The sequence below is a fragment of the Reyranella soli genome, from assembly GCF_007992495.1.
GTDB classification, from domain to species: Bacteria; Pseudomonadota; Alphaproteobacteria; order Reyranellales; family Reyranellaceae; genus Reyranella; species Reyranella soli.
Genome location: NZ_BKAJ01000091.1, coordinates 28,444 through 50,579, shown reverse-complemented (window position 1 = coordinate 50,579; position 22,136 = coordinate 28,444). Strand labels below are relative to the sequence as shown.

Genomic DNA, 22,136 nt, shown 5'->3' with positions numbered 1-22,136 from the left:
CGCGTGACGTCATCTTTCCTGCCGCGCACGCCGGGAGCAACCTTTCGCGATGGCGGATCTACTCCATCTTGGCGCCGCTCGCCTTGATGATGGGCTCCCAGCGCTCCATCTCGCCCGTGAAGTAGGCGGCCGATTTCGCCGCGTCGGCGTCGGCCACGGGCTCGATCGACATGGCGCGCAGGTCGGCCTGCAGCTTCTCGTCCGACATGATCTTGCGGGTGGCGTCGGCGATCGTCTTCACGATCTCAGGCGGCGTGCCGGCGGGAAGTCCGACCGGATTGACGGTCGAGACCAGGACGTCGGGCAGGCCGCAATCGGCCACCGTCGGCACTTCCGGCGCGACCTGCGAGCGCTTCTCGGTGCAGATCGCGAGATAGCGCAGTTTGCCCGACTTGTAGTGGCCGAACGACGTGCCGAACGTGTCGAGCAGCCAGTCGACCTCGCCCGACAGGGCGGCCTGCAGCGCCGGGCTGTTGCCCTTGTAGGGGACGTGCAGCGACACGAGGTTGCCGGCCTTCATCTTGAAGAGCTCGCCGCCCAGGTGGTTGATGCTGCCCATGCCGGACGAGCTGTAGCGATACTTGTCCGGATTGTCCTTCAGGAGCTTCACCAGCTCCGGCAGCGTCTTCACCGGCAGCTCCGGATTGCAGGCGATCACCATCGGCACGAAGCCGATGATGAAGAGCGTGAAATCCTTCACCGGATGATAGGGCGCGTTGGGCATCAGCAGCGGGCTGCTGACCTGTGTCGACGACGAGCCCAGCAGCATCGTGTAGCCGTCGGGCTTCGACTTCGCGACCATGTCGGCGCCGACGATGCCGCCGGCGCCCGCCTTGTTGTCGATCACGACCGGCTGGCCCAGCACGGCCGACAGCTTCTCGCCGTAGCGCCGGCCCAGCACGTCGGTCGGGCCGCCGGGCGGGAAGGGGATCACGAGCTTGATGGGCTTGGATGGGTAGGTGTCCTGGCCGAAGACCGTGGGGGCCGCGAAGCCCGCGCCGGCCAATGCGCCGGCGCCGATCAGCAGTTTGCGTCTGTTCACGATTTCCTCCTCGAGGGGCTGGCCCAGCCCGGTTGTTCCTTGGCGAAGAAGGCGGCGATGCCTTCGCGCGCCTGCGGGCTGGCGAGCCCCAGGCTGATGCTGTCGACGGCACTGGCCATGGCGGCGCGGTGTCCCGCCTCGTCGCTGTGCCAGACGAATTCCTTGGTGCGCTTGACGGCGTCGGGGCCGCTGCGCAGCAGGCCCGCGGTCAGCTTCGCCAGATCCTCGTCGAGTGCGGCCTGGGGCACGGCCCGCGTGATCAGGCCGATGCGATCGGCTTCGACGGCGTCGATGCGCCGGCCGGTCAGGACGAGCTCCATCGCCTTCTTGCGTCCGACGGCGAGAAACAGCGCCATCAGGGCGGGCGAAGGCGGAAAGCCGTGATGTACCTCGGGATAGGCGAACAGTGCCGTGTCCTCGGCAACGGCGATATCGCACCAGCTCGACAGCGTGGCGCCGGCGCCGAAGGCGTATTTCTCGATCACCGCCACGGTCGGGCGCGGGCAGAACCACACCGCCTCGTTCAACGCCCGGAGCTTCTCGTAGGTCGCGACGATGGTGGCGTTGTCGGCGTCCTGCAGGGCGCGCAGGTCGCGCAGTTCGCGGCCGGCGCAGAAGATGCCTCCCCGGCCGCGCACGACGATGACGCGGCAGGCCGGGTCGGCGGCGAGCGCCTTGTAGTGGCCGGTCAGGGCTTCGATCAGGCTGTTGTTCAGCGCGTTGCGATGCGCCGGATTGTCGATCCACAGCGTGGCGACGCCGTTGTCCTGCCGCTCGAGGTCGATCTTGCCGCTCATATCGTTCCTTCCTTGCGCAGGGCCGCGATCCCAGCGTCGTCCAGGCCCAGCTCTTTCTTCAGGATGTCGTCGGTGTGCTCGCCGAGCCGTGGCGGCGCGCCGCCCGGCTCGGCCGGTGTCGCCGAAAGGTTCAGCGGCACGCCCGCCAGTCGCAACGTCCCGCCCGATTTGCGTTCCACGTCCACCACCATCTGCATCGCCGCCACCTGCGGATGGGCCAGCGTCTCAGCGATGTCATTCACGGGCGAACACGGCACATTTGCGGCGTCGAGCAGGCGGACCCACGCTGCCGTTTCGCGTGTCGCAAAGATCTTCGACAGGCCGGCGATCACCGGCTCGCGATTCTCGATGCGCAAGACCGTGGTGGCGTAGGCCGGGTTGCCGCCGAGCTCGGCAGCGCCGATGGCGGTGCAGAGCCGCTGCCAGGCGGCATCGTTGGTGGCGCCCGCCAGCACATAACCGTCACGCGTGCGGAACGCCTGATAGGGCACGATGTGCCACACGCCCGAGCCGTCGCGCGGCGGCAGCTTGCCGGCGAGCGTGTAGGCGGGAATGTGATAACCGAGCAGGGCGATCGCGGTTTCCAGCAGCGAGACGCGGATATGCTGGCCGCTAGCCTTGCCGGCCAGTCGCGCATAGAGCGCCGCCGAGACGCCCGAGAAGGCCAGCATGCCCGTCGCCATGTCGATGAAGGAGGCGCCGGCGCGGATCGGCCCGCCGCCGCGCTCGCCGGTCATCGCCATCATGCCGCTGAAGGCCTGCAGCATCAGGTCGTAGCCCGGCTTGGCGGCTAATGGACCGTCATGGCCGTAGCCGCTGATCGTCACGTGGATCAGGTCGGGCTTGAGCGCGCGCAGCGTCGCGTCGTCGACACCCAGCCGTTCGGCGACGGCCGGCAGGAAACTGTCGATCACGACGTCGCTCTTGCGCACCAGGCCGGCCAGGATCTGCTGGCCGGCGCCGCTTTTGAGATTGAGCGTCATGCCGCGCTTGCCGCGATTGACGCTGAGATAGTTGGCGCTCTCGCCGTCGACCACGGGCGCCCACTTGCGGTTCTCGTCGCCGCCGACATCCTCGACCTTGATGACGTCGGCGCCGAAGTCGGCCAGCAGCTGGCCGCACGATGGCCCTGCCAGCACGCGGCTGAGGTCGAGGACGCGGATGCCCGAGAAGGCGCTCATGTCAGACGCCGCGCACCGTGGCGGTGCGCTTCTCCCGCCAGGCATTGTGCGCTTCCTTTGAATCTTCGGTCTGGCTCAGCGCCATGAAGCGGTAGACGTCGACCTCGGACGCATCCTGGATGTTCGGGATGTCCAGGCCCTTGGTCAGCGATTCCTTGGCGATCCGCGCCGCGAGCGGCGGCAGGGCCGCGATGTCGTCCGCCACCTTGAGCGCGCGCTCCATCAGCTCGGCGTGCGGCACCAGCCATTGGGCGAGGCCGATGCGATAGGCCTCGGTGGCGTCGATCGGATGGCCGAGGGCGGCGCGCATGGCGTTGCCCTTGCCGACCCAGCGCGCCAGTCGCACGGCGCCGCCGTAGGCCGGCATGATGCCCAGCCGCACCTGGGGCAGGCGCCATTCGGCGCGGTCGGACGCCACGATCAGGTCGCAGCAGTAGGTCGCGATGCAGCCAATGCCGATGGCGTAGCCGTTGACCGCGGCGATCACCGGCTTGGGGAAGTCGGTCAAAAGATTGGCGACGAACTTGCGCCAATGAGGGATGCCGGTGATGAAGGCCGCGGGAGACGCCACGGTATGGGTGTCGGTGTCGGCCAGGTTGGCGCCGGCTGAGAAGGCGCGGCCCTTCTCGTCACCCGTGAGGATGACGCAGCGGACCTCGTGATTCTTCTCCAGCTCGGCAAGCTTGGATTCGAGGCCTTCGTTGAAGTCCTCGTCCCAGGCGTTGCGCGCCTCGGGACGGCTCAAGGTCAGGATGGCCACGTGGCCGCGGATCTCGCTCAGCAAAGGCATGTCTTCCTCCTATCGACCCTTCCATTGCGGAGGGCGCTTTTCGCGGAAGGCCCGCATGCCTTCCATCGCGTCTTCGCTCTCGAACACCGGCTTGAAGCGGGCGAGCGCGAGCTCCAGGGCGGACACCGTGTCGAGGCCCGCCGTCTCGTAGAGCATGGCTTTGGTCGCCGCGACGCTGAGCGGCGCGGCGGCGCAGAGGTCGGTCGCCAGCGCCATCGCCTTGTCCATCAGCTCGGCGGCCGGCACGACATGGTTGACGAGGCCGAGCTCGTAGGCGCGTCGCGCGCCGATCGGATTGCCGGTCATCGACATTTCGAGCGCCACTTTCTGCGGGATGATGTCGTTCAGCCAGAAAGCATAGATCGGCGCGCGTCCGACCCGCGCTTCCGTCAGCGCGAAGCTGGCATGTTCGGCCGCGACGCAGAGGTCGCAGGAGATCGCGAGGAAGCAGCCGCCGCCCAGGGCCGCGCCGTTGACCGCGGCGATCACCGGCTTGGAGACGGAAATCTCGTCGCGCAGGATGGGAATGAAGCCGTGACCGTGTCCGCTTGCCGCTTCAGAGAGGTCACGGCCGGCGCAGAACGCCTTGTCGCCCGCGGCCGTCAGGATCGCCACCCGTGCCGCCGGGTCGGCCTCGAAACGCTGCCAGGCGGCCAGCACGCCGTCGCGCATCGCCGTGTTGACGACGTTCCGCTTCTCCGGCCGGTCCAACGTGATGACCGCGATCGGCCCCCGCATCTCGTAGAGAACAGGGTCGGTCATCCGATCGCTCCCTTGGCCTGCAAGCCGTCCAGGTCGCGGTCGGAAAGACCGAGTAGCTCGCTCAGCGTACGGCGGGTGTGCTCGCCCAGCATTGCCGGCCGCTGGTCGTATTGCACCGGCGTCGCGGAAAGGCGCATCGGCGAGGCGAGACAGCCAACCGCGCCGATCGCCGGGTGATCGAAGGAGACGACGGCGCCGCGTTCGCGGACATGGCAGTCGGCAAAGACGCGCCCGAGGTCGTTGATCGGGCCGGCGGGCAGGCCCGCCTTCTCGAACGCGGCCAGGCAATCCTGCAGAGTACGCGCCGCCAGGACCGGGCCGACGATCTCGTCGAGAGCGTGGGCATTGGCAACGCGATCAGGGGATGTCGCAAATCGCGGATCTTCGGCCAGTGCCGGCACGCCGAGCGCGCCACAGAGCCTGCGGAACTGGTCGTCGTTGCCGGCGATGATCATGATCTGGCCGTCGCTGCAGTCGTAGATGCCGCTGGGATGGGTCACCGGGTTGCGCGTGCCGGTGCGCTGCGGCACGCGACCCGAGGCAAGGTGGCTGACGCCGAAATAGGACAGCGAGGAGACCATGACGTCGAGCAGAGCGAGGTCGATGTGCTGGCCCTGCCCGGTACGATCGCGATGACGCAGCGCGGCGAGGATCGCGGTCGAGGCGTAGAGGCCGGTCATGATGTCGATCATGGGTACGCCGGCGCGCTGCGGGCCGCCGCCCGGGCTGCCGTCGGGCTCGCCGGTGATGCTCATCAGGCCGCCTACGGCCTGGATGATGGAATCGTATCCGGGGCGATGGCGGTAGGGACCGGTCTGGCCGAAGCCGGTGATCGAGCAATAGACCAGCTGCGGGTTGATCGCCGCCAGATCGGCGACGCCCAGGCGATAACGGTCGAGCGCGCCGACCTTGAAGTTCTCGATAAGGACGTCGGCGCGCGCCGCCAGGCCACGGACGAGATCGGCCCCCTCGGCGATGGCGAGATCGATAGCCACCGACTTCTTGCCGCGATTGACGGCCCAGAAATAGGCCGAGCGGTCGACCAGGTCAGTGTCGCCCTGGAAGTGCGGACCCATTAGGCGTGTGTCATCGCCGACCGCGGGGCGCTCGATCTTGATGACCTCGGCACCGAGATCGGCCAGCGTCTGGGCAGCCGTCGGACCGGCCAGCACGCGGCTGAGATCGAGAATGCGCACACCCTCGAGCGGCCGCATCGCGCCGGTTGTCATTCGTCCGACTTGATGTTGCCCGCGCGGATCACGTCGCCCCATTTCTTGGTCTCGGCGGCGAGGAAGGCGCGGAACTGCTCGGTATCGTTGCCGACGATGGTATTGCCGCCGGCAATCAGCTTCTGCCGCACCTCGGGATCGGCCAGCGTCACCTTCGTGGCATCGTAAAGCCGCTTGATGATGGGGGCAGGCGTATGCGCCGGCGCGATGAGGCCGACCCAGCTCTCGGCGTTGAACCCCTTGAGCCCTGATTCGTCGAGCGTGGGAACGTCGGGCAGGGACTGCGAGCGCACCAGGCCGGTCGTCGCGATCGGCCGCAGCTTGCCACCGCGGATCAGCGAGATGGTGGCCGACACGGTCGAGAAGCTCATATCCACGGTGCCGCTCACCACGTCCATTATGGCGGCGCTGTCGCCCTTGTAGGGCACGTGGACCATGTCGAAGCCGACTCTGCTCTTGAAAAGCTCGGCCGCCAGATGGGTCGGCGCACCGATGCCCGAGGAGCCGTATTGCAGCTTGCCGGAGTTCGCTTTGCAGAAGGCGAACAGCTCGGCCGGCGTCTTGGGCGACAGCTTGGGATTGATGACGATGACGACGTCGTTGGTGGCAATCAGGCTGATCGGGATGAAGTCGGCGACCGGATCGTACGGCAGCTTCATCATGTTGGGATGGATGGTCAGCGCGCCGATGCCGCCCAGCAGCAGCGTATAGCCGTCAGGTGCCGCCTTGGCGACGGCGTCCGTGCCGATGCGGCCGTTGGCGCCGGCCCGGTTGTCGATGATGAACTGCTGGCCGAGCTCGCGCCCCATGCGCTCGGTGAAGACGCGACCGATGTTGTCGGTCACGCCACCCGGCGTGAAAGGGATGACGAGCTTGATGGGCCTGTTCGGATAATCCTGCGCGGCCAGCCGTGCCATCGGCAGGGCGGCCAGGGCGGCGCCGAGCGCCAACCGTCTGGTGATCATTCTTGCTGTTTTTCCTCCGGACCGGAAGATTCGCCGGAGGCAGTCATTTTGGAATTATATTTTTGCTATAAGACTAATAGTCCAAGGAAATCAGACGTGAACCTCCGCTCCCTGCGCTGCTTCCTCGCCGTGGCCGAGGAACTGCATTTCGGCCGCGCCGCCAAGCGGTTGAACCTGTCGCAACCGCCGCTCACCCAGCACATCAAGGCGCTGGAGGCGGAGCTCAGCGTCACGCTGTTCCATCGCACCAAGCGCTCGGTGCGCATCACCGACGCGGGCACCGCCCTTCTGGACGAAGCACGCCGCCTGGTGGGCCAGGTCGACGGGCTGCGGCACGTCGTGCAGCGCGCCGACAAGGGGCGCAGCGGCTATCTGCGCGCCGGCTTCATCACCTCATCGGTCTTCACCGAGACGCACAAGCTCTATGCCACGATGTCGCGCGGCGTGCCGGGCGTCACAGTGATGTGGCAGGAGATGAATTCGTCGGAGCAGATCGAGGCGCTGCACGAGGACAAGATCGACATCGCCTTCCTGCACACGCCGGCCCAGCATCCCGGCCTGACGGCGCGGGTGATCGTTCGCGATCCGATGGTCATGGCCGTTCCCGACGGCCATCGGCTGGCGGGCCGCAAGCGCGCCGCGCTCTCGGATTTCGCGTTGGACGATTTCGTGCTGCCGCTCCGGCACATGTCGCCGATCTTCTACGACAGCATCATCGCGGCTTGCCGCGCCGCCGGCATCAGCCCCACCATCCCACCGCACCAGCCGCGCAACCTGCTCACGATCCTGAGCCTGGTGTCGGTCGGCGCCGGGGTTTCCGTGGTCCCGAGCACATTGGCCGCATCGGGCTTTCCCGGCGTCACCTTCATGCGCATCAAGGGCGAAGCGCCGGTCGCGGAGGTCTCGGCCTTGTGGAAGCCCGACAATCGCTCGCCGGTGCTGAAGCGGGCGCTGTCGGCGCTGCGGCTGGCGGCATGAAAAACGGCGGGCATCGCTGCCCGCCGCCCTTCATATAAACAGCCGCTACGGCCGGATCTGGATCGAGAAACCCGGGGCAGGGCTCGGGCTGTAGTAAACCGGCGGCGGATAGTAGCCGTAGTTGTACGGCGTCGAGTAAACCACCGGCGGCGTCCTGTAGTAGTAGCCGTAGTAGCGGTCGTTATAGTTGTTCCAGCGGTTGTCGTTGTAGTATTGGCCGTTGCCCCACCAGGCCGCGCTGGCCGGGGTGGCCACGGCGAGGGCGGCGACGATGGCGCCAACCGCCAGGCCGATGCCTTTCCTGATCGTCATGGCTGCCTCCTTAACCCTGGTTGGCACGCTGCTGCTGCTGCGGCGTGTACTTCTCGAACACCGTGTCGGCGTTCTTCTTCTGCTCAGGCGTCATCGAGTCGTAGAGCGACTTGAAGGCCGAGGTCAGGTGCTTCAGGCCGTCCAGACGGGCCTCCGTGAACTCCTGATAGGTCTTCAGGTCGTCGACCGCCGTGGTCTTCTCGGGCGGGATCTTGCGCTTCTCCGCCACCAGCTTCTCCATGCGGCTGGCGTTGTCGCGCATCGCCTGGGCCACGCCGTCCCACTTCTTCTCCTGGTCGGGCGTGATCTTGAGGGCGGCCTTCAGCGTGGTGATGCGCTGCTCGACCGTCTCAGGCTTGTTGCTGGTGGCCGCCGCCGCTGCCGGCGGCTTGTCGGCTTCCTTCGGTTGGGCCATCGCCGGGGTGAAGGAACCGGCCAACAAGGCTGCACCGGCCAACGACGCAATCGCAGCCGGGCGGGTCACTTTAAAGAACAAGGAATGGGTCATGCGTGCTTCCTCTTCCAATGGACGGCCGAGGTCGGCCGCTAGCGGGGAAAACGTGCCGCGGCGAGGAAGCGTTGCGGCGAAAAAAGACACCCAAATCAGGTCCCGGGCATGCGTCGGTCACAGCGCAAATCTGCCGCAATCCCGACAGGATTTGGGGGCCGGGCGGTCGCTCAAGGAAACGGCGGGCAGTAGCTGCCCGCCGTCTTCCGTTTCCAGCCGTTACTGGATGCGGATCGTGAAGCCGGGCGTGTTGTCGTAGATGACGGGCGGCGGCTGGTAGCCGTAATTGTAGGGCGTCGAGTAGACGACCGGCGGCTGGCGATAGTGGTAGCCGTAGTACCGGTTGTTCCAGTCGTTGCTGTTGTTGTACCGGTTGTCGTACCGCGTATCGTTGTTCCACTGGCCATTGCCCCACCAGGCGGCGTTGGCCGGAACGGTGATCGCTGCGACGGATAGCATGCCCAGCACGAGGGCTACGCCCAGGCCGATGCGTTTGCTGCTTGTCATGATGGAACCTCCTAGCCCTGGTTCGACTTCGTCGGCCCGTACTTCTCGAACACCATGTCGGCATTCTTCTTCTGCTCGGCCGGCATCGAGTCGTAGAGCGACTTGAACGCCGAATTGACCTTCTTCAGGCCGTCGAGACGGACTTCGGTGAACTCCTGATAGGTCTTCAGGTCATCGACCGCCGTGGTCTTCTCCGGCGGGATCGCGCGCTTGGTGGCGACCAGCTTTTCCATCTGGACCGAGCTGTCGCGCATCGCCTGGGCGACTGCGGTCCACTTGGGCTCCTGGTCGGGCGTGATCTTGAGCGCCGTCTTCAGCGTCGTGATGCGCTGCTCGACGGTCTCGGGCTTGGTGCTGGTGGCCGCGGCGGCTGCGGGCGGCGTCTTGCTGTCCTTGCTGTCGGTTGTCTGCGCCCAGGTGGGCGCCACGGAGCCGGCAAGCAGGGCGGCGCCCGTCAGGGAGGCGATGGCGAACGAGCGCGCCACCGGAGCGAAGAAATGAGTCATGCATAATTCCTTTGGAAGAGTACGGCCGCGCGCACCCATCCTGGGTCAGCCGGTCGCTCTCTAAGGAACGGCCTCGTTGACCCAGCGTTCCGCATTTAATCGTCCGGCGGCTTACCGGGCGGACATCCTTTGGACACAAGTCATGAAGCGCGAGCGGCCGTTTGTACCGGGCCTGAAGCGCTATCGGCGCTAACGGATCTCGAAACCGAGCTTGGCCAGGGTGGCGCGGATGCGTTCGCGGCCGTTCATCGACTTGATCGGGCCCATGCGGTTCAGCATGCGGGCGGTCCAGGTCGTGGCCTGCATCTCGTTGCGCGACGAGAATTGGGCCATTTCCGCGTCATAGGCGGGACGGTCGCGGGCCTCCGGCGCGGCGTCGTAGCGCTCGTGATGCAACACGGTCGATTGCGGCAGGCGCGGCTTGACCTCGTTCTTGGCGGCCGGATCGGCATAGCCGACGCAGAGGCCGAACACGACAAAGGCCTTGGGCGGCAAGCCCAGCAGTTCGTGCACCTGGGCCGGGTCGTTGCGCATGGCGCCGATATAGACAGTACGCAGTCCCAGCGACTCGGCGGCGACCACGGCGTTCTGGGCGGCCAGGGCGGCATCGATGCAGGCCACCATGAAGGTTTCCAGATAGGGCAGGTTCTCGAAGGTTACCTGCTCGGCCTGCGACATGCGCTCGTTGCGAGACATGTCGGCGATGAAGGCGATGTAGAGTGGGCACTGCTCGATGTGCTTCTGGTTGCCGGCGATCTCGGCCAGCACCTTGCGCTTGCCGGGATCGGTGACGGCGATCGCCGACCACAGCTGCATGTTGGAGCTGGTGGCGGCCGACTGGGCGGCGGCGATCAGGGTTTCCAGGGTTCCCGCCGGTACGGGATCGGACAGGAAGCCGCGCACCGAGCGGTGGTCGAGCAGGGTGGCGATGGTCTCGTTCCAGGGGCCCGCCAGCGGGGCGGCGGCGCCGTAGCGGCGGGCCAATGCCGCCTGCTTGTCCTGCGTGTCGGTCGGGGTCAGCGCGTCCATGATGCAGCAGCCTGTGGTTTGCGGCGCGTGACGGCGGTCAGCAGCGCCAGGATGATGAAGCCGGTGACGATGGCGAAGATCATCTGCGGCTGGCCGCGATCCATCAGCCAGCCATAGAGCAAGGGCGCGACCATGCCGCCGAGGTTGAAGCCGGTCGAGACGAAGCCGAAGACCTTGCCGAACGAGCCGACGGGCGTCACCGCCCGCACCATCATGTCGCGCGAGGGTTGGATGATGCCGTTCAAAAGGCCGCCCAGCGACATGACGAAGATCAGGATGGCCGACGGCATGTCGACCCAGCCCAGCAGGATCGCCATGGCCGAGGTGAAGGCGAAGCCCACAGCGGCCACCCACTCATGGTGCGGCGTGCGGTCGGCGATGATGCCGCCCAAAAGGACGCCGGCGGCGCTGAACAGCAGGAAGCCCGACAGGCCCATGTTGGCGACCGAGGCCGGCGTGCCGTGCAGGGAGCCCAGGGCCACGACCGAGAAGGTCTGGATGCCGCCATTGGCCATGGCGATGCAGACGAAGAACAGGAGATTGCGCAGCACCGGGCCGCTCAGCAGCAGTTCCAATCCGACCTTGGCGCCCGGACGGGCGTTCTTGGGCAGCCGTACGCTTTTAGGCAGGATGCCGCCGGCCACGATCAGCAGCGTCGCCGAGCAGATCGCGAGCGCCGCCGCCGCGAAGAAGGCGCCCTGCCAGCCCCACACCGCGGCGATGGTCAGCACCATGGCCGGCGTCACGCCCGAGCCGAAGAAGCCTGCGAAGTTGTGGATCGAGAAGGCCTTGCCGATGCGTTTCTCGTCGATGGTCGCCGACAGGATGGAGTAGTCGGCCGGGTGGTAGACGGTGTTGGCGAGACCGAGGAAGGCGTAGGCCACCACGAATATCCAGTAGTGCGGCAGCAGGGCGGCGACCAGGAGCGCCATGGCGGCCAGCACCAGCCCGCCCGTCAGCATGAGGCGCGGTCCGATGCGGTCGACGAGGAAGCCTGCCGGCGTCTGCAGGGCCGCCGAGATGACGTTGTAGGCGGTCAGCGCGATGCCGATCTCGATATAGGAGACGCCGAAGGCCTCGCGCACCGGGCCGAAGATCGGCGGCAGCAGCATCAGATGGACGTGGCTGGTGAAATGCGCCGCCGAGATCAGGCCGATCACCTTGGCGTCGCGACCCCAGCCGGTCTCTGCCCCAGCGGGCGCGCGCAGTTGCTCACTCGTCGACGACATTGACGCCCAAAACCCCGATACCAGAGATCTCGACCTCGACCTTGTCGCCAGCCTTCATCCAGAGCGGCGGCTTGCGGCCGAGCCCGACGCCATCGGGCGTGCCGGTGGCGATGATGTCGCCCGGCTCGAGCCAGGTCACGGTCGAGAGATATTCGATGATGGTGGCGACGTCGAAGATCATGTGATCGGTCGTGTCGTGCTGCACCACGCTGCCGTTCAGTCGAGTCGTGAGCTCGAGCCGCTGCGGATCGGTGATCACGTCCGACGTGACCAGCCAGGGCCCGAGCGGGCCGGTCGCCGGGAAGTTCTTGCCGGCGGTCACCGAATGCTTCTGGAAGTCGCGCACGCTGCCGTCGAGGAAGCAGGTGTAGCCCGCCACGACCGACAAGGCGCTGGCCCGCGGCACGTGCCGGCAGCGCTCGCCGATCACGACCGCGAGCTCGCCCTCGAAGTCGAAGTCGATCGAGGCGCGCGGCCGCACGATGCTGCCGCCGTGCGGCACCAAGGTGTTGTGCAGGCGGGAGAAGACGCTGGGCACGGTGGGAAGCGCGCGGCCGACCTCGCCGACATGGCTCGCGTAGTTGAGGCCAATGCAGAGGATCTTGTCGGGGTTGGGAATGGCCGGGCTGAGCTCGACCTCGTCGAACGAGAGATCGGCCTTGGCGCCCTTGGCCGCGGCAGCGAGCGCCGGCAGCGCCTTGGCCGCGATGGCATCGCGCAAGCTCGGCCAGCGCGACGACGTCCGTCCCGACAGATCGACGATGCCGCCGTCGACGATCGCGCCGATCTTGGCTGCGTCCGCATGGCGAAAACTGACCAACCGCATGGGTGGGACCATGTCAAAAGGAGGCGGGGTTGTCATCCAACACGACCGTCATCCCGACCGGAGCCGAGCGCAGCGACGCGAAGCGGAGGGACCTGTTTTGTCGATGCATCGACAAAACAGGTCCCTCGACTGCGCCGCCCTACGGGCGGCTTCGCTCGGGATGACGGTTAAGATGCGATCAGCTTCGCCAGCGCCGGCGACAGACCAACACTCTCGACAGGCGCAGGCAGCGCAAGCGCACCGCTCTTCGCCTTCGCGAGCTTCTGCTTGGCCAGCGCCTCGGCCATCGAGATCGCACAGGCCACGCCGTCGAGCAGCGGCGCATCGACGGCGTCCTTCAGCTTGGCTGCAAGGCCGGCCAGGCCTGCGCCACCCAGGATCACGACGTCGGCGCCGTCTTCGCGCACGCACGCCGTGCAGCCTTTGGCGAGCAGCGCCATCGCGGCTTTCGGATTGCGCGCGATGTCGGCGCCGGTCGGCGCGACGGTGCGGATGGAGGCGAGGCGAGAGGAGAGGCCATGGCTCGCCACGAACTCCTCCAGCATCGCCTGCCAGCGTTCCCCGCCCGTGACGATGGAGAAGCGGTTGCCCATGGCACAGGCCTGCAGGATCGAGGCGTCGGCCATGCCGACCACCGGTACCTTGGCGATCTCCTTCAGCGCGGCGAGGCCTGGATCGCCGAAGCAGGCGAGCACCACGGCATCCTTGCGTCCACGATCGTTGGCGAAGGCGTCGACCGCGGCGTGTCCGGCGATGGCATAGCCCACGCGGCTGGCGATGTAGCGCGGCCCGAAGGCGCCCGTGACGGCGCGCAGGTTGGTGCCCTTCGAGGCGAAGCGTTTCGCAGTCTTGAGGACGAGATCGGTGATCGAGGCCGTGGTGTTGGGATTGATCAGCAGGATGTCGGTCATAGCTGCATGATCTCTTTCAATCTCGCGACGTCGTAGTTCTCGCCGATCGACAGCGCACAGGTGCGCGACACCCAGGCCATCGGCAATCCGCTTCCCTCGCGCCAGGCATTGAGTTGCGCCTGTGCCGCACGCAGGTCCTTCTTCGATGTGCCGGTGGCGCTGATCGGGACGCCGGCATCGCGCAGGCACATCAGCACATGGCCCGACAGCACCCAGGCGTCCCATCCCAGGAAGCGCAGCAGGTACTGGCCGCTGAAGCCGCCCAGGCGCGAGCCGCGCTTGCCCAGCAACTCCAGCAGGCCGGCCTGATCGTCGGCCGGCCACTTGGCCAGAAACTTGCCGAAGCTGCCGTGCTCGGCCGAGATCTCGGTCACGAACCTGGCGTTGTCGCGCACCGACTTGATCTTCTGCGGATTGCGCACGATGCGCTTGTCCGAGGCGAGCTTCTCCCAGAACTCGGCCGGCTGGAACAACAGCCGCTTGGGATTGAACTCGAGGAACGCTTCCTCGAAGCCCGGCCACTTGTTGTCGATGACGCTCCACACGAAGCCCGCGGAGAACACGCGCGCCGCCATTTCCGACAGCACGCGATCGTCTGAGAGTTTCGCCAACGACTTGTTGTTGGGCTTCTTGGGCATCAGGCTTGCCAAGACCTTGTCGCCGCCCTTGCGCTTGGCGGCGCGCTCGCGGATGCGCTTGAACGTGATCCTAGCTCCCTTGGGGGCCATCGCCGCTACTCCAGCCATCCGTCGAAGAAGTCGAACACGCTCGCCTTGAACAGGCCGTGCGCGATCATCGAGAAATGGTCGCAGCCCGGGATGGTCACCGCCTTGGCGCCCATGATGGCGTCGGCCAGGCCCTGCGGCGGCCCGGCGAGCTGGTCGCGCGCGCCGGCGATCACCAGTGCCGGCCGGCGGATCGCCATCAATGCATCGCGCGTCATCGGCGCGCGCGGCGCGCGCGAGCAGGCGGCCAGCGCCAGCCGGTCCTCCTTCTGCTCGTCGGCGAAGTGGCGGAAGCTTTTCAGCATCGGATCGCCGATCTCGTCCGGCGTCGCCGCTTCCATCGCTTTGGCCATGCCGTCGGGATCGCGCGGTGGCTCGAAGATGCGACCACCAACGCCTGCTACGACCAGATGATCGATGCGCCCGCCGTCGGCCATGGCAGCGGTCAGTGCGATATGCGCCCCCATGGAGAAGCCCAGCAGGTGCGCGCGCTCGACGCCGGCATGGTCCATGAGTGCAAATACATCGCGCGCCATCGCCTGGCGGTCGTATTTTTCGGGCTCGTGCGGCTTGGCGCTCTCGCCATGGCCGCGGCAATCGAGGGCGAAGCCGCGAATGCCCTTGCCGGCGATGGCGTCGTACCAACCCATGCGCTTCCAGTTTTCATAGCGGTTGGACGAGAAGCCGTGGACCAGCACCATCGCTTTGCGCGCGTCGCTGGGTCCGAATTCGTCGTAGGCGAGCGTAAGCCCGTCCGAAGTGAACTGAGCCATAACTTTCCCTAGCCTGAGCCATGAGGCCTCACAAGTTGCTTGCGAGGCCGGGGTGTCGGACAACTGGTGAAACATCGGGGAAACGCATGGCGGCGACAATCGGCAAGACGGTCAGGGAGTCCACTCCCCACTGGCCCGAGGCGCCTGCCCGTCCAAAGGGCGCCCCCAACATCCTGGTCATCCTGTTCGACGATGTCGGCTTCTCCGACCTCGGCTGCTACGGCTCGCCGATCGCCACGCCGACCATCGACGCCATTGCCGGCCGCGGCCTGCGCTACACCGGCTTCCACACCACGGCGATGTGCTCGACCACGCGCGCCGCCCTTCTTACCGGCCGAAACCATCATTCGGTGGGCGTCGGCTGCCTCGCCAACTTCGATTCGGGATATCCCGGCTATCGCGGCAAGATCGCGCGCGAGGCTGGCACCCTCGCCGAGATGCTGCGTCCCCACGGTTATCGCAACTACATGCTGGGCAAATGGCACGTCACGCCGCTCACCGAGACCGGCGCCACCGGCCCGTTCGACGGTTGGCCGCTCGGCCGCGGCTTTGACCGCTACTACGGCTTCATGGATGCCGAGACCGACCAGTACGCGCCCGAACTGGTGCGCGACAACACGCCGGTCGATCCTCCGGGCAACTTCGCCTCGGGCTATCATCTGACGTCGGATCTCGTCGACCAGGCCATCCGCTATCTCGCCGACCACGTGGCTGACAACGACAAGACGCCGTGGCTGACCTGGGTGGCACTCGGCGCCTGCCACGCGCCGCACCAGGCGCCGTTCGACCTGATCAAGAAGTACGATGCATTGTTCACCCATGGTTGGGACGTCGAGCGCGAGCAGCGGCTCGCCCGCCAGATCGAGCTCGGCATCGTGCCGAAGGGAACACGGATGCCGCCGCGCAACGACGTGGTGCGCGCCTGGGCCGACGTGCCCGAGGGCGAGCAGCGCCTGTTCACGCGTCTGCAGGCGGCCTACGCCGCCATGCTCGACCATGCCGACCAGCATCTGGCGCGCCTGATGGCGTTCCTCGAGACGGCGGGCCAGCTCGACGACACGCTGGTCATCATCATGTCGGACAACGGCGCCAGCCAGGAGGGCGGGCCGTTCGGCATGGTCAACGCCATGGGCCCCTACAATCTGAAGCGCGAGCCGATCGAGGAGAAGATCGCCCGCATCGACGATATCGGCGGCCCCGACACCCATTCCAATTTCCCGTTGGGCTGGGCGATGGCCGCCAACACGCCCTTGCGCCGCTACAAGCAGAACACCCACGGCGGCGGCATCCGCGATCCGCTGGTCATGGCCTGGGGCAAGGGCATCGCGGCGAGAGGCGAGTTGCGCCACCAGTTCTGTCACGCCAGCGATCTCGCGCCGACGTTGCTCGACATCGTCGGCATCAAGCCGCCTAAGGCGATCAACGGCGTCAAGCAGATGCCGATCGAGGGCACCAGCTTTGCCAAAAGCCTGGCCCGGGCCAAGGCGCCGTCGAAGAAGAAGCCGCAGTATTTCGAGATGTTCGGCCATCGTGGCCTGGTGCAGGACGGTTACAAGGCCGTGTGCTTCCATCCGCCGGGCAACGCCTTCGACCACGACAAGTGGGAACTCTACCACCTCGACCGCGACTTCAACGAGGTTGACGATCTCGCCGAGCGCGAGCCCGAGCGGCTGAAGGCCATGATCGACGAATGGTGGCGCCAGGCCGAGGCCTGCAAGGTGCTGCCGCTCGACGACCGGTTTGCCGCCCGCTTCGGCGACAACGCCAAGCGCTTCCACGGACCGCGCAAGCGCTTCGTGTTCCATGCCGGCATGGGCCATCTGCCGACCGATGTGGCGCCCGACGTGCGCAATCGCAGCTACACGATCGAGGCCGATGCCCGCATCGACGGGCCCGCGACCGAGGGGGTGCTGATCTCCCACGGCGACATGACCTGCGGCTACGCGCTCTACATCAAGGACAACCGGCTCTGCTACGACATGAATGTCGGCGGCCTGCATCACCTGATCGTGTCGGACCGTCCCGTGCCGGCCGGCAACCGCCGGCTCGGCATGAGCATGCGCTATCGCAACCACACCAACATCGCGACCCTGCTGATCGACGGCGAACCCTGCGGCGGCTTCGAGACCACGGTCGGCTTCGTCGCCTTCATCTCCTGGTCCGGCCTCGACATCGGCCGTGATCGCAACAGCCCGGTGTCGCACTACGAGGCGCCGTTCGCCTTCACCGGCAAGCTGCGCAAGGTCACCATGACCATGGACGACGACCAGGCGCTCGACGCCGAGGCGGCGGCAACAGCGACATTGGCCACAGAGTAAAAATGGTCGCTGTCGTGTCGCGTCCTGGAGTCGACAGTGGTTACGCCTGGCGACTCGCGCTGGTCTCCGCTTTCTGCATCTGCCTGGGCGGTGGTTCCATCTATCTGCCGGTGGTGGCGTTGAAGGAGATCGCGGCCGAGTTCGGCGATCGCCGCAGCGTGCCCTCGCTCGCCTATCTGCTGGGCTTCTTCTGCATGGGCGTCGGCGGCGTAGTGATGGGCTGGCTGGCCGATCGCACGTCCCCGCGCGTGCCGCTGATGATCGCCGGCGTCTCGATCGTCATCGGCGGCTTCGTCGCGAGCAGCGGCGGCGAACTGGCGCTCTATGTCGGCTATGCCCTGCCGCTGGGCTTTTTAGGCAATGCCGCGACCTTCACGCCGGCGATGAACAACGTCCAGGGCTGGTTCGAGCGCCGCCGCAGCACCGCTGTTTCCATCATCTCGGCCGGGCCTGCCTTCTCGGGCTTCGTCTGGCCACAGGTCTATCGCTGGCTGCTGCCCGATGTCGGCTGGCGCCAGACGCTGATGATCTATGGCGTCATTGCCGGCACGCTGCTGTTCGCCTGCGCCTTCTATGTGCGGCCAGCGCCGGTCGTCCGCCACCATGGCGGCAAGCGCCCGCCCGAGGACCTGTCGGTCCTGCCCATGCCGTCGCTGACGCTGATGGGCCTGCTGTCGGCCGCCGGCTTCTGCTGCTGCATCGCCATGGCGATGCCCTTCGTTCACATGGTGGCATTCTGCGGCGACCTCGGCTTCAGCGCCGCGCGCGGTGCAGAGGCAGTGTCGCTGATCCTGGCCACGGCGGTCGCGTCGGTCTTCGCCATGGGCCGCCTCAGCGACTTCATCGGCCCGCTGCGGGTCAGCATCCTCTGCTCGCTGATCCAGATCACCTCGCTGGTGGGCTTCGTCTTCGTCGACAGCCTGATGGGCATCTACACCCTGTCGATCGTCCTTGGCATTCCCTACATCGCCATCGTCCAGGGCTATGCCCTGATCCTGCGCCAGCTCTACGGGCCGACCATCGCCGGCTGGCGGCTGGGCGTGATCATGCTGTTCGCCATGGCCGGCATGGCGGTGGGCGGCTGGATGGGCGGCGCCATCTTCGACGCGACGCTCTCCTATCGCGCGGCCTTCCAGGCGGCATTGGCCTTCAACGTGCTGAACCTGATGCTGCTCGGGACGCTCTATTTCACGCCGCGGCGACGGGCCGTCAGCCTGCCGTGAACAGCGCCAAGACCTGACCTTCGGTCACCGGCTCGCCTTCGCTGACGCGGAACTCGGCGACCGAGCCCCTGCGCGGCGCCAGCACTGGAATTTCCATCTTCATCGATTCCAGGATGAGCAGCGTGTCATCCGTTTCCACCGCATCGCCGGGCTTGGCCTCGATCTTCCAGACCGTGCCTGCGATCTCCGACTTGATCGTTACCGTGTTCATGGCCTCTCACTGTGGCTCGATGTTGAGATCCTTCACCGCCTGCGTCAGCAGCGGGCCCATGTCGCGGATGAAGGCGGCGAAATCGGCCCGGCCCTGCGCGCCGTTGTCGAGGCCGAACTTGTCGACGAACTCGCTCATGCGCGGCTCGCTGTTCATCTCCACCATGCCGGCCGACAATGCCTCGACGATCGGCGCGGGCGTGCCGGTCGGCGCCACGCAGCACACCATGCTCTCCAGCAGGAAGTAGGGGTGGGTGGCGCCCTGTTCGAAGAACGTCGCGACCTCTGGCAGGCGACGCGAGCGCGTCTTGGTGGGCACGGCGACCGGCCGCGCGTTGCCAGCCTGGATCGCCGAGGTGGCTCCCTGCAGGGTCGAACAGGCGGCCTGCGTCACGCCCGCCGACAGATCGGCCCACATCGGCGCCTCGCCCCGATAGTGCACGGGTTCCATGTTGATGCCGAAAGTGTCGTTCAGCTTCATGCAGAACACGTGGGCCAGCGAACCGATGCCGGTTGTGCCGAAGCTGGTCTTGTTCGTCTTGGCGTAGGCCACCAGGGCAGTGAGATCGTTGCCGCCCGGCACCGACTTGTGGATGCACAGTGGCACCTTTCCGGCCGACAGCATCGAGACCGGAATGAAGTCCTTGGCGGTGTCGTACGGCACGTTCTTGAAGATCACCTGGTTCTGGAACATCGCCGTCGAGTTGGTGAACAGGATCGTGTAGCCGTCGGGGGCTGCCTTCGCGACCATGTCGGCGGCGATGATCGAGCCTGCGCCGGTCTTGTTCTCGACCACGAAAGTCTTGCCGTACTTGTTCGTCAGATGCTCGGCGGCGAGTCTTGCAAACAGGTCGGTGAGGCCGCCCGCAGCATAGCCGCAGACGAAACGCACCGGCTTGTTCGGCCAATCGCCGACCGGCGGCGCGGTCTGCGCGCGCACCAGCGTCGGCGCCAGCACGCCGGTTGCTGCAGCCGCGCTCATGAAGCGACGGCGCTGCAGCTTCGAATGTCCCGTCATCGTTTCCTCTTACTCTTGTGGCTTTGATTACAGCCTAGAAACTTGCTAGGTAGCAAGCAAGTTTCGAGGAAACCCGCATGAACCTATCGACCGACGAAACTGTCATTGCCCCGGTGCGCCGCACCCAAGCGACGCGTCGTAAGGAATCCGACCGGCGCATGCTGCGCGCCGCCGCGCGGCTGTTCGCCGAGCGCGGGGTCTCGGGTACCAGCCTCGCCGATGTCGGCGTCGCTGCCGGCTATAGCCGCGGCCTGCCGGTTGAGCGCTTTGGCAGTAAGCTCGGCCTGATCACGGCGCTGCTCGACGCGATGGACGCATGGTTCCAGGCGCACATCGGCCGTGTTTTGAAAGGCGCCAGCGGCATGAAGGCGGTGCGGCTGCGCATGGAGGCCCATCTCGCGAGTGTCGATCGCGACGCCATCTCCACGGCCGCACTGTACTCGGTCTATACCGAATCGCTGTTCGTCATGAGTGAGCTGCAGCCGCATGTCGCCGCCGTCACCGGACGCTGGCGCGAGGGACTGGCGGCCAATCTGCGCGAGGCTCGGCGCGCCGGCGAGATCGGGAAGCGCGTCGATTGCGAGGGCGAGGCGCGGTTCCTGCTCGCGGCCATGCGTGGCCTCGTCATCCAATACCTGCTCGATCGCTCGGCCGCCGACTTCGCCCGCTCCAAGGCCATCCTGCTGTCACGCCTGGAGAGCCTGCGATGACTGCCACCTGGCGCGATCCGCGCATTCCGTCGCCCGAGGACTGCGTCCTGCGGCCGCTGCTTGACCGCCGTGCCCGCGAGACGCCGGACAAGGTGTTCGTGCAGTTCGCCGATACCGGCGCCACCTGGACCTACGCCGAGCTGTACGACCACGTGCGCGAGACGGCGGCGGCGCTGCAGGGCGAAGGCGTTCGACAGGGCGAGACCGTGCTGACATGGTTGCCCAACGGTCCGGACGCCCTGCGCATCTGGTTCGCCATCAACTATGTCGGCGCGATCTACGTGCCGCTGAACCTCGCCTATCGTGGCCAGACCCTCGAACACGCCGTGAAGAGCTCGGGCGCCCGACTGATCGTCGGCCATCCCGACCTGCTGCCGCGCCTCGATGTCATCGATTGCGGCCGGCTCGAACGGCGCGTCGCCGTCACCTGCCCGGAGTCGCTGCGCGCAGCCGGCCAGGCGTCGACGCCAACCGAGCGTGACGTCATGCCGTGGGATACCCAGTCGGTGATCTACACGTCGGGCACGACCGGTCCGTCGAAGGGCGTCCTCTGCTCCTATCTCCACGCGGCTTCGGCAGCCAATGCCTTTTATGCGGCGACGGCCGACGATCGCAACATGGTGAACCTGCCGCTGTTCCATGCTGGCGGCACCGGTGCGATCTATCGCATGCTGGTCAAGGGCGGCTCGATCGCCCTGGTCGAGTCCTTCAACACCAACAGCTTCTGGGACACGGTGCGCGCCACCGGCACGACCTGCCTGACGCTGCTCGGTGCCATGGTGCCGTTCCTGCTGAAGCTGCCGCCCGGCCCCGGCGATCGCCAGCACACGCTGCGGAAGGTCGTTTTGGTGCCGCTCAGCGACGACGCCCAGGCCTTCGCCGACCGTTTCGGCGTCGACGTCTACACGACCTTCAACATGACCGAGACGTCCTGGCCGCTGGTGTCGGAGCGCAATCCCGCGGTGCGCGGGACCTGCGGCCGGCCGCGCGAGGGCATCGAGGCCCGCATCGTTGACGACAACGATTGCGAGGTGGCGCCGGGCGCGATCGGCGAACTGATCCTGCGGGCCGACACACCGTGGACCATGAATCACGGCTACCACAACAATCCCGAGGCCACGGCACAGGCCTGGCGCAACGGCTGGTTCCATACCGGTGACGCCTTCCGCCGCGATGAGGACGGCAACTTCTTCTTCGTCGACCGGCTGAAGGATGCGATCCGCCGTCGCGGCGAGAACATCTCGTCCTTCGAGGTCGAGGCCGAGCTGATGGCGCATCCCGCGGTGCGCGAGGCCGCCGCCGTCGCGGTGCCGTCGGAGCACGGCGAGGACGAGGTGCTGGCCGTCGTGGCGCCTATCGAAGGTCACGCGGTCGATCCCGTCGAGTTGCTGGGTTTCCTCGTGCCGCGCATGCCGCACTTCATGGTGCCGCGCTACGTACGCGTGCTGCCGGTGCTACCCAAGACGCCAACGCAGAAGGTGCAGAAGAACCTGCTGCGCGCCGACGGTGTCACGTCCGACACCTGGGACCGCGAAGCCGCCGGCATTCGCGTGCGCCGCGAGCGGCTGGCGAAAGCCTCCGGCTAGG

General features: G+C 66.7%; 24 protein-coding genes. 5 read left to right on the top strand and 19 right to left on the bottom strand.

The window, feature by feature from the left end; genetic code table 11:
• Nucleotides 1–58: 58 nt before the first annotated feature.
• The 7 genes from RSO01_RS25835 to RSO01_RS25805 are packed head-to-tail and all read right to left on the bottom strand — an operon-like array spanning nucleotide 59 to nucleotide 6,766.
• Nucleotides 59–1,042 (bottom strand): Bug family tripartite tricarboxylate transporter substrate binding protein, encoded by a 984-nt coding sequence (locus RSO01_RS25835; RefSeq protein WP_170303358.1) that lies wholly within the window; start codon nucleotides 1,040–1,042, stop codon nucleotides 59–61.
• Nucleotides 1,039–1,839 (bottom strand): enoyl-CoA hydratase/isomerase family protein, encoded by an 801-nt coding sequence (locus tag RSO01_RS25830; RefSeq protein ID WP_147152849.1) that lies wholly within the window; start codon nucleotides 1,837–1,839, stop codon nucleotides 1,039–1,041. Before RSO01_RS25830 ends, RSO01_RS25835 begins: the two co-directional genes overlap by 4 nt.
• The gene (locus RSO01_RS25825; RefSeq protein ID WP_170303357.1) at nucleotides 1,836–3,020 is read right to left on the bottom strand and encodes a CaiB/BaiF CoA transferase family protein; all 1,185 of its coding nucleotides are present in this window, start codon (nucleotides 3,018–3,020) and stop codon (nucleotides 1,836–1,838) included. The genes RSO01_RS25830 and RSO01_RS25825 overlap by 4 nt, the downstream gene beginning before the upstream one ends.
• Nucleotide 3,021: 1 nt before the next feature.
• The gene (locus RSO01_RS25820; protein WP_147152845.1) at nucleotides 3,022–3,810 is read right to left on the bottom strand and encodes an enoyl-CoA hydratase/isomerase family protein; all 789 of its coding nucleotides are present in this window, start codon (nucleotides 3,808–3,810) and stop codon (nucleotides 3,022–3,024) included.
• Nucleotides 3,811–3,819: 9 nt separating this feature from the next.
• Entirely contained in the window at nucleotides 3,820–4,572 is a 753-nt protein-coding gene (locus RSO01_RS25815) for an enoyl-CoA hydratase/isomerase family protein (RefSeq protein ID WP_147152843.1), read from the bottom strand.
• Nucleotides 4,569–5,801 (bottom strand): CaiB/BaiF CoA transferase family protein, encoded by a 1,233-nt coding sequence (locus tag RSO01_RS25810; RefSeq protein ID WP_147152841.1) that lies wholly within the window; start codon nucleotides 5,799–5,801, stop codon nucleotides 4,569–4,571. The genes RSO01_RS25815 and RSO01_RS25810 overlap by 4 nt, the downstream gene beginning before the upstream one ends.
• A complete protein-coding gene (locus tag RSO01_RS25805; protein ID WP_218037456.1) occupies nucleotides 5,798–6,766 on the bottom strand; it encodes a tripartite tricarboxylate transporter substrate binding protein in 969 nt (322 codons plus the stop codon). Before RSO01_RS25805 ends, RSO01_RS25810 begins: the two co-directional genes overlap by 4 nt.
• 96 nt (nucleotides 6,767–6,862) lie before the next feature.
• Here RSO01_RS25805 and RSO01_RS25800 point away from each other — a divergent pair, with 96 nt between their 5' ends.
• Complete coding sequence (locus tag RSO01_RS25800) at nucleotides 6,863–7,744, top strand: LysR substrate-binding domain-containing protein (RefSeq protein ID WP_170303356.1); 882 nt, start codon at nucleotides 6,863–6,865, stop codon at nucleotides 7,742–7,744.
• 45 nt (nucleotides 7,745–7,789) lie between these two features.
• On the opposite strand, the gene RSO01_RS25795 is transcribed toward RSO01_RS25800, so the two are convergent.
• The 10 genes from RSO01_RS25795 to RSO01_RS25750 all read right to left on the bottom strand — a co-directional run bounded on the left by RSO01_RS25795 (nucleotide 7,790) and on the right by RSO01_RS25750 (nucleotide 15,070).
• Entirely contained in the window at nucleotides 7,790–8,056 is a 267-nt protein-coding gene (locus RSO01_RS25795) for a hypothetical protein (protein ID WP_147152837.1), read from the bottom strand.
• A 10-nt stretch (nucleotides 8,057–8,066) separates the two neighbouring features.
• Nucleotides 8,067–8,564, bottom strand: coding sequence for a Spy/CpxP family protein refolding chaperone (locus RSO01_RS25790; RefSeq protein WP_147152835.1), 498 nt, complete (start codon nucleotides 8,562–8,564; stop codon nucleotides 8,067–8,069).
• Nucleotides 8,565–8,783: 219 nt separating this feature from the next.
• Complete coding sequence (locus RSO01_RS25785) at nucleotides 8,784–9,071, bottom strand: hypothetical protein (protein WP_147152833.1); 288 nt, start codon at nucleotides 9,069–9,071, stop codon at nucleotides 8,784–8,786.
• Nucleotides 9,072–9,082: 11 nt separating this feature from the next.
• Nucleotides 9,083–9,577, bottom strand: a complete 495-nt coding sequence (locus tag RSO01_RS25780) for a Spy/CpxP family protein refolding chaperone (protein WP_170303355.1) — start codon at nucleotides 9,575–9,577, stop codon at nucleotides 9,083–9,085.
• 189 nt (nucleotides 9,578–9,766) lie between these two features.
• Nucleotides 9,767–10,606, bottom strand: coding sequence for an NADPH-dependent oxidoreductase (locus RSO01_RS25775; protein ID WP_147152829.1), 840 nt, complete (start codon nucleotides 10,604–10,606; stop codon nucleotides 9,767–9,769).
• Nucleotides 10,594–11,835: an MFS transporter gene (locus RSO01_RS25770; protein ID WP_147152827.1), complete on the bottom strand. Its 1,242-nt coding sequence runs from the start codon at nucleotides 11,833–11,835 to the stop codon at nucleotides 10,594–10,596. The genes RSO01_RS25775 and RSO01_RS25770 overlap by 13 nt, the downstream gene beginning before the upstream one ends.
• Entirely contained in the window at nucleotides 11,819–12,661 is an 843-nt protein-coding gene (locus tag RSO01_RS25765) for a fumarylacetoacetate hydrolase family protein (protein ID WP_147152825.1), read from the bottom strand. Before RSO01_RS25765 ends, RSO01_RS25770 begins: the two co-directional genes overlap by 17 nt.
• A gap of 167 nt (nucleotides 12,662–12,828) precedes the next feature.
• Nucleotides 12,829–13,572 (bottom strand): aspartate/glutamate racemase family protein, encoded by a 744-nt coding sequence (locus tag RSO01_RS25760; protein ID WP_147152823.1) that lies wholly within the window; start codon nucleotides 13,570–13,572, stop codon nucleotides 12,829–12,831.
• Nucleotides 13,569–14,300, bottom strand: a complete 732-nt coding sequence (locus RSO01_RS25755; RefSeq protein ID WP_147152821.1) for a DNA-3-methyladenine glycosylase I — start codon at nucleotides 14,298–14,300, stop codon at nucleotides 13,569–13,571. The genes RSO01_RS25760 and RSO01_RS25755 overlap by 4 nt, the downstream gene beginning before the upstream one ends.
• Nucleotides 14,301–14,305: 5 nt before the next feature.
• Nucleotides 14,306–15,070 carry an alpha/beta fold hydrolase gene (locus RSO01_RS25750; protein ID WP_170303354.1) on the bottom strand — a complete coding sequence of 255 codons (765 nt, stop codon included), beginning with the start codon at nucleotides 15,068–15,070 and terminating at the stop codon, nucleotides 14,306–14,308.
• A gap of 86 nt (nucleotides 15,071–15,156) precedes the next feature.
• Between RSO01_RS25750 and RSO01_RS25745 the strand changes: the two genes are divergently transcribed.
• Both RSO01_RS25745 and RSO01_RS25740 read left to right on the top strand, forming a co-directional pair.
• A complete protein-coding gene (locus RSO01_RS25745; RefSeq protein WP_147152815.1) occupies nucleotides 15,157–17,388 on the top strand; it encodes an arylsulfatase in 2,232 nt (743 codons plus the stop codon).
• Nucleotides 17,389–17,402: 14 nt separating this feature from the next.
• On the top strand, nucleotides 17,403–18,611 hold the full coding sequence (locus tag RSO01_RS25740; RefSeq protein ID WP_170303353.1) for an MFS transporter: 1,209 nt from the start codon (nucleotides 17,403–17,405) through the stop codon (nucleotides 18,609–18,611).
• Here the strand turns inward: RSO01_RS25740 and RSO01_RS25735 are convergent.
• Together RSO01_RS25735 and RSO01_RS25730 are read right to left on the bottom strand one after the other, a co-directional pair.
• A complete protein-coding gene (locus RSO01_RS25735) occupies nucleotides 18,598–18,822 on the bottom strand; it encodes a biotin/lipoyl-binding carrier protein (RefSeq protein ID WP_147152810.1) in 225 nt (74 codons plus the stop codon). The genes RSO01_RS25740 and RSO01_RS25735 overlap by 14 nt on opposite strands.
• A 6-nt stretch (nucleotides 18,823–18,828) precedes the next feature.
• Nucleotides 18,829–19,839 carry a Bug family tripartite tricarboxylate transporter substrate binding protein gene (locus RSO01_RS25730; RefSeq protein WP_147152807.1) on the bottom strand — a complete coding sequence of 337 codons (1,011 nt, stop codon included), beginning with the start codon at nucleotides 19,837–19,839 and terminating at the stop codon, nucleotides 18,829–18,831.
• A 158-nt stretch (nucleotides 19,840–19,997) separates the two neighbouring features.
• On the opposite strand from RSO01_RS25730, the gene RSO01_RS25725 reads away from it, so the two are divergent.
• Together RSO01_RS25725 and RSO01_RS25720 are read left to right on the top strand one after the other, a co-directional pair.
• Nucleotides 19,998–20,549 carry a TetR/AcrR family transcriptional regulator gene (locus RSO01_RS25725; protein ID WP_170303352.1) on the top strand — a complete coding sequence of 184 codons (552 nt, stop codon included), beginning with the start codon at nucleotides 19,998–20,000 and terminating at the stop codon, nucleotides 20,547–20,549.
• The gene (locus RSO01_RS25720) at nucleotides 20,546–22,135 is read left to right on the top strand and encodes an AMP-binding protein (protein ID WP_147152802.1); all 1,590 of its coding nucleotides are present in this window, start codon (nucleotides 20,546–20,548) and stop codon (nucleotides 22,133–22,135) included. Before RSO01_RS25725 ends, RSO01_RS25720 begins: the two co-directional genes overlap by 4 nt.
• The last annotated feature ends 1 nt before the right edge of the window (nucleotide 22,136 follow it).

Coding starts and splice junctions, on each gene's coding strand:
- RSO01_RS25745 (WP_147152815.1), top strand. CDS start 15,157: ATGGCGGCGACAATCGGCAAGACGGTCAGGGAGTCCACTCCCCACTGG.
- RSO01_RS25725 (WP_170303352.1), top strand. CDS start 19,998: ATGCTGCGCGCCGCCGCGCGGCTGTTCGCCGAGCGCGGGGTCTCGGGT.
- RSO01_RS25785 (WP_147152833.1), bottom strand. CDS start 9,071: ATGACAAGCAGCAAACGCATCGGCCTGGGCGTAGCCCTCGTGCTGGGC.
- RSO01_RS25750 (WP_170303354.1), bottom strand. CDS start 15,070: ATGGCTCAGTTCACTTCGGACGGGCTTACGCTCGCCTACGACGAATTC.
- RSO01_RS25815 (WP_147152843.1), bottom strand. CDS start 4,572: ATGACCGACCCTGTTCTCTACGAGATGCGGGGGCCGATCGCGGTCATC.
- RSO01_RS25820 (WP_147152845.1), bottom strand. CDS start 3,810: ATGCCTTTGCTGAGCGAGATCCGCGGCCACGTGGCCATCCTGACCTTG.
- RSO01_RS25735 (WP_147152810.1), bottom strand. CDS start 18,822: ATGAACACGGTAACGATCAAGTCGGAGATCGCAGGCACGGTCTGGAAG.
- RSO01_RS25795 (WP_147152837.1), bottom strand. CDS start 8,056: ATGACGATCAGGAAAGGCATCGGCCTGGCGGTTGGCGCCATCGTCGCC.
- RSO01_RS25830 (WP_147152849.1), bottom strand. CDS start 1,839: ATGAGCGGCAAGATCGACCTCGAGCGGCAGGACAACGGCGTCGCCACG.
- RSO01_RS25805 (WP_218037456.1), bottom strand. CDS start 6,766: ATGATCACCAGACGGTTGGCGCTCGGCGCCGCCCTGGCCGCCCTGCCG.
- RSO01_RS25765 (WP_147152825.1), bottom strand. CDS start 12,661: ATGCGGTTGGTCAGTTTTCGCCATGCGGACGCAGCCAAGATCGGCGCG.
- RSO01_RS25780 (WP_170303355.1), bottom strand. CDS start 9,577: ATGACTCATTTCTTCGCTCCGGTGGCGCGCTCGTTCGCCATCGCCTCC.
- RSO01_RS25755 (WP_147152821.1), bottom strand. CDS start 14,300: ATGGCCCCCAAGGGAGCTAGGATCACGTTCAAGCGCATCCGCGAGCGC.
- RSO01_RS25760 (WP_147152823.1), bottom strand. CDS start 13,572: ATGACCGACATCCTGCTGATCAATCCCAACACCACGGCCTCGATCACC.
- RSO01_RS25790 (WP_147152835.1), bottom strand. CDS start 8,564: ATGACCCATTCCTTGTTCTTTAAAGTGACCCGCCCGGCTGCGATTGCG.
- RSO01_RS25775 (WP_147152829.1), bottom strand. CDS start 10,606: ATGGACGCGCTGACCCCGACCGACACGCAGGACAAGCAGGCGGCATTG.
- RSO01_RS25720 (WP_147152802.1), top strand. CDS start 20,546: ATGACTGCCACCTGGCGCGATCCGCGCATTCCGTCGCCCGAGGACTGC.
- RSO01_RS25825 (WP_170303357.1), bottom strand. CDS start 3,020: ATGAGCGCCTTCTCGGGCATCCGCGTCCTCGACCTCAGCCGCGTGCTG.
- RSO01_RS25810 (WP_147152841.1), bottom strand. CDS start 5,801: ATGACAACCGGCGCGATGCGGCCGCTCGAGGGTGTGCGCATTCTCGAT.
- RSO01_RS25770 (WP_147152827.1), bottom strand. CDS start 11,835: ATGTCGTCGACGAGTGAGCAACTGCGCGCGCCCGCTGGGGCAGAGACC.
- RSO01_RS25730 (WP_147152807.1), bottom strand. CDS start 19,839: ATGACGGGACATTCGAAGCTGCAGCGCCGTCGCTTCATGAGCGCGGCT.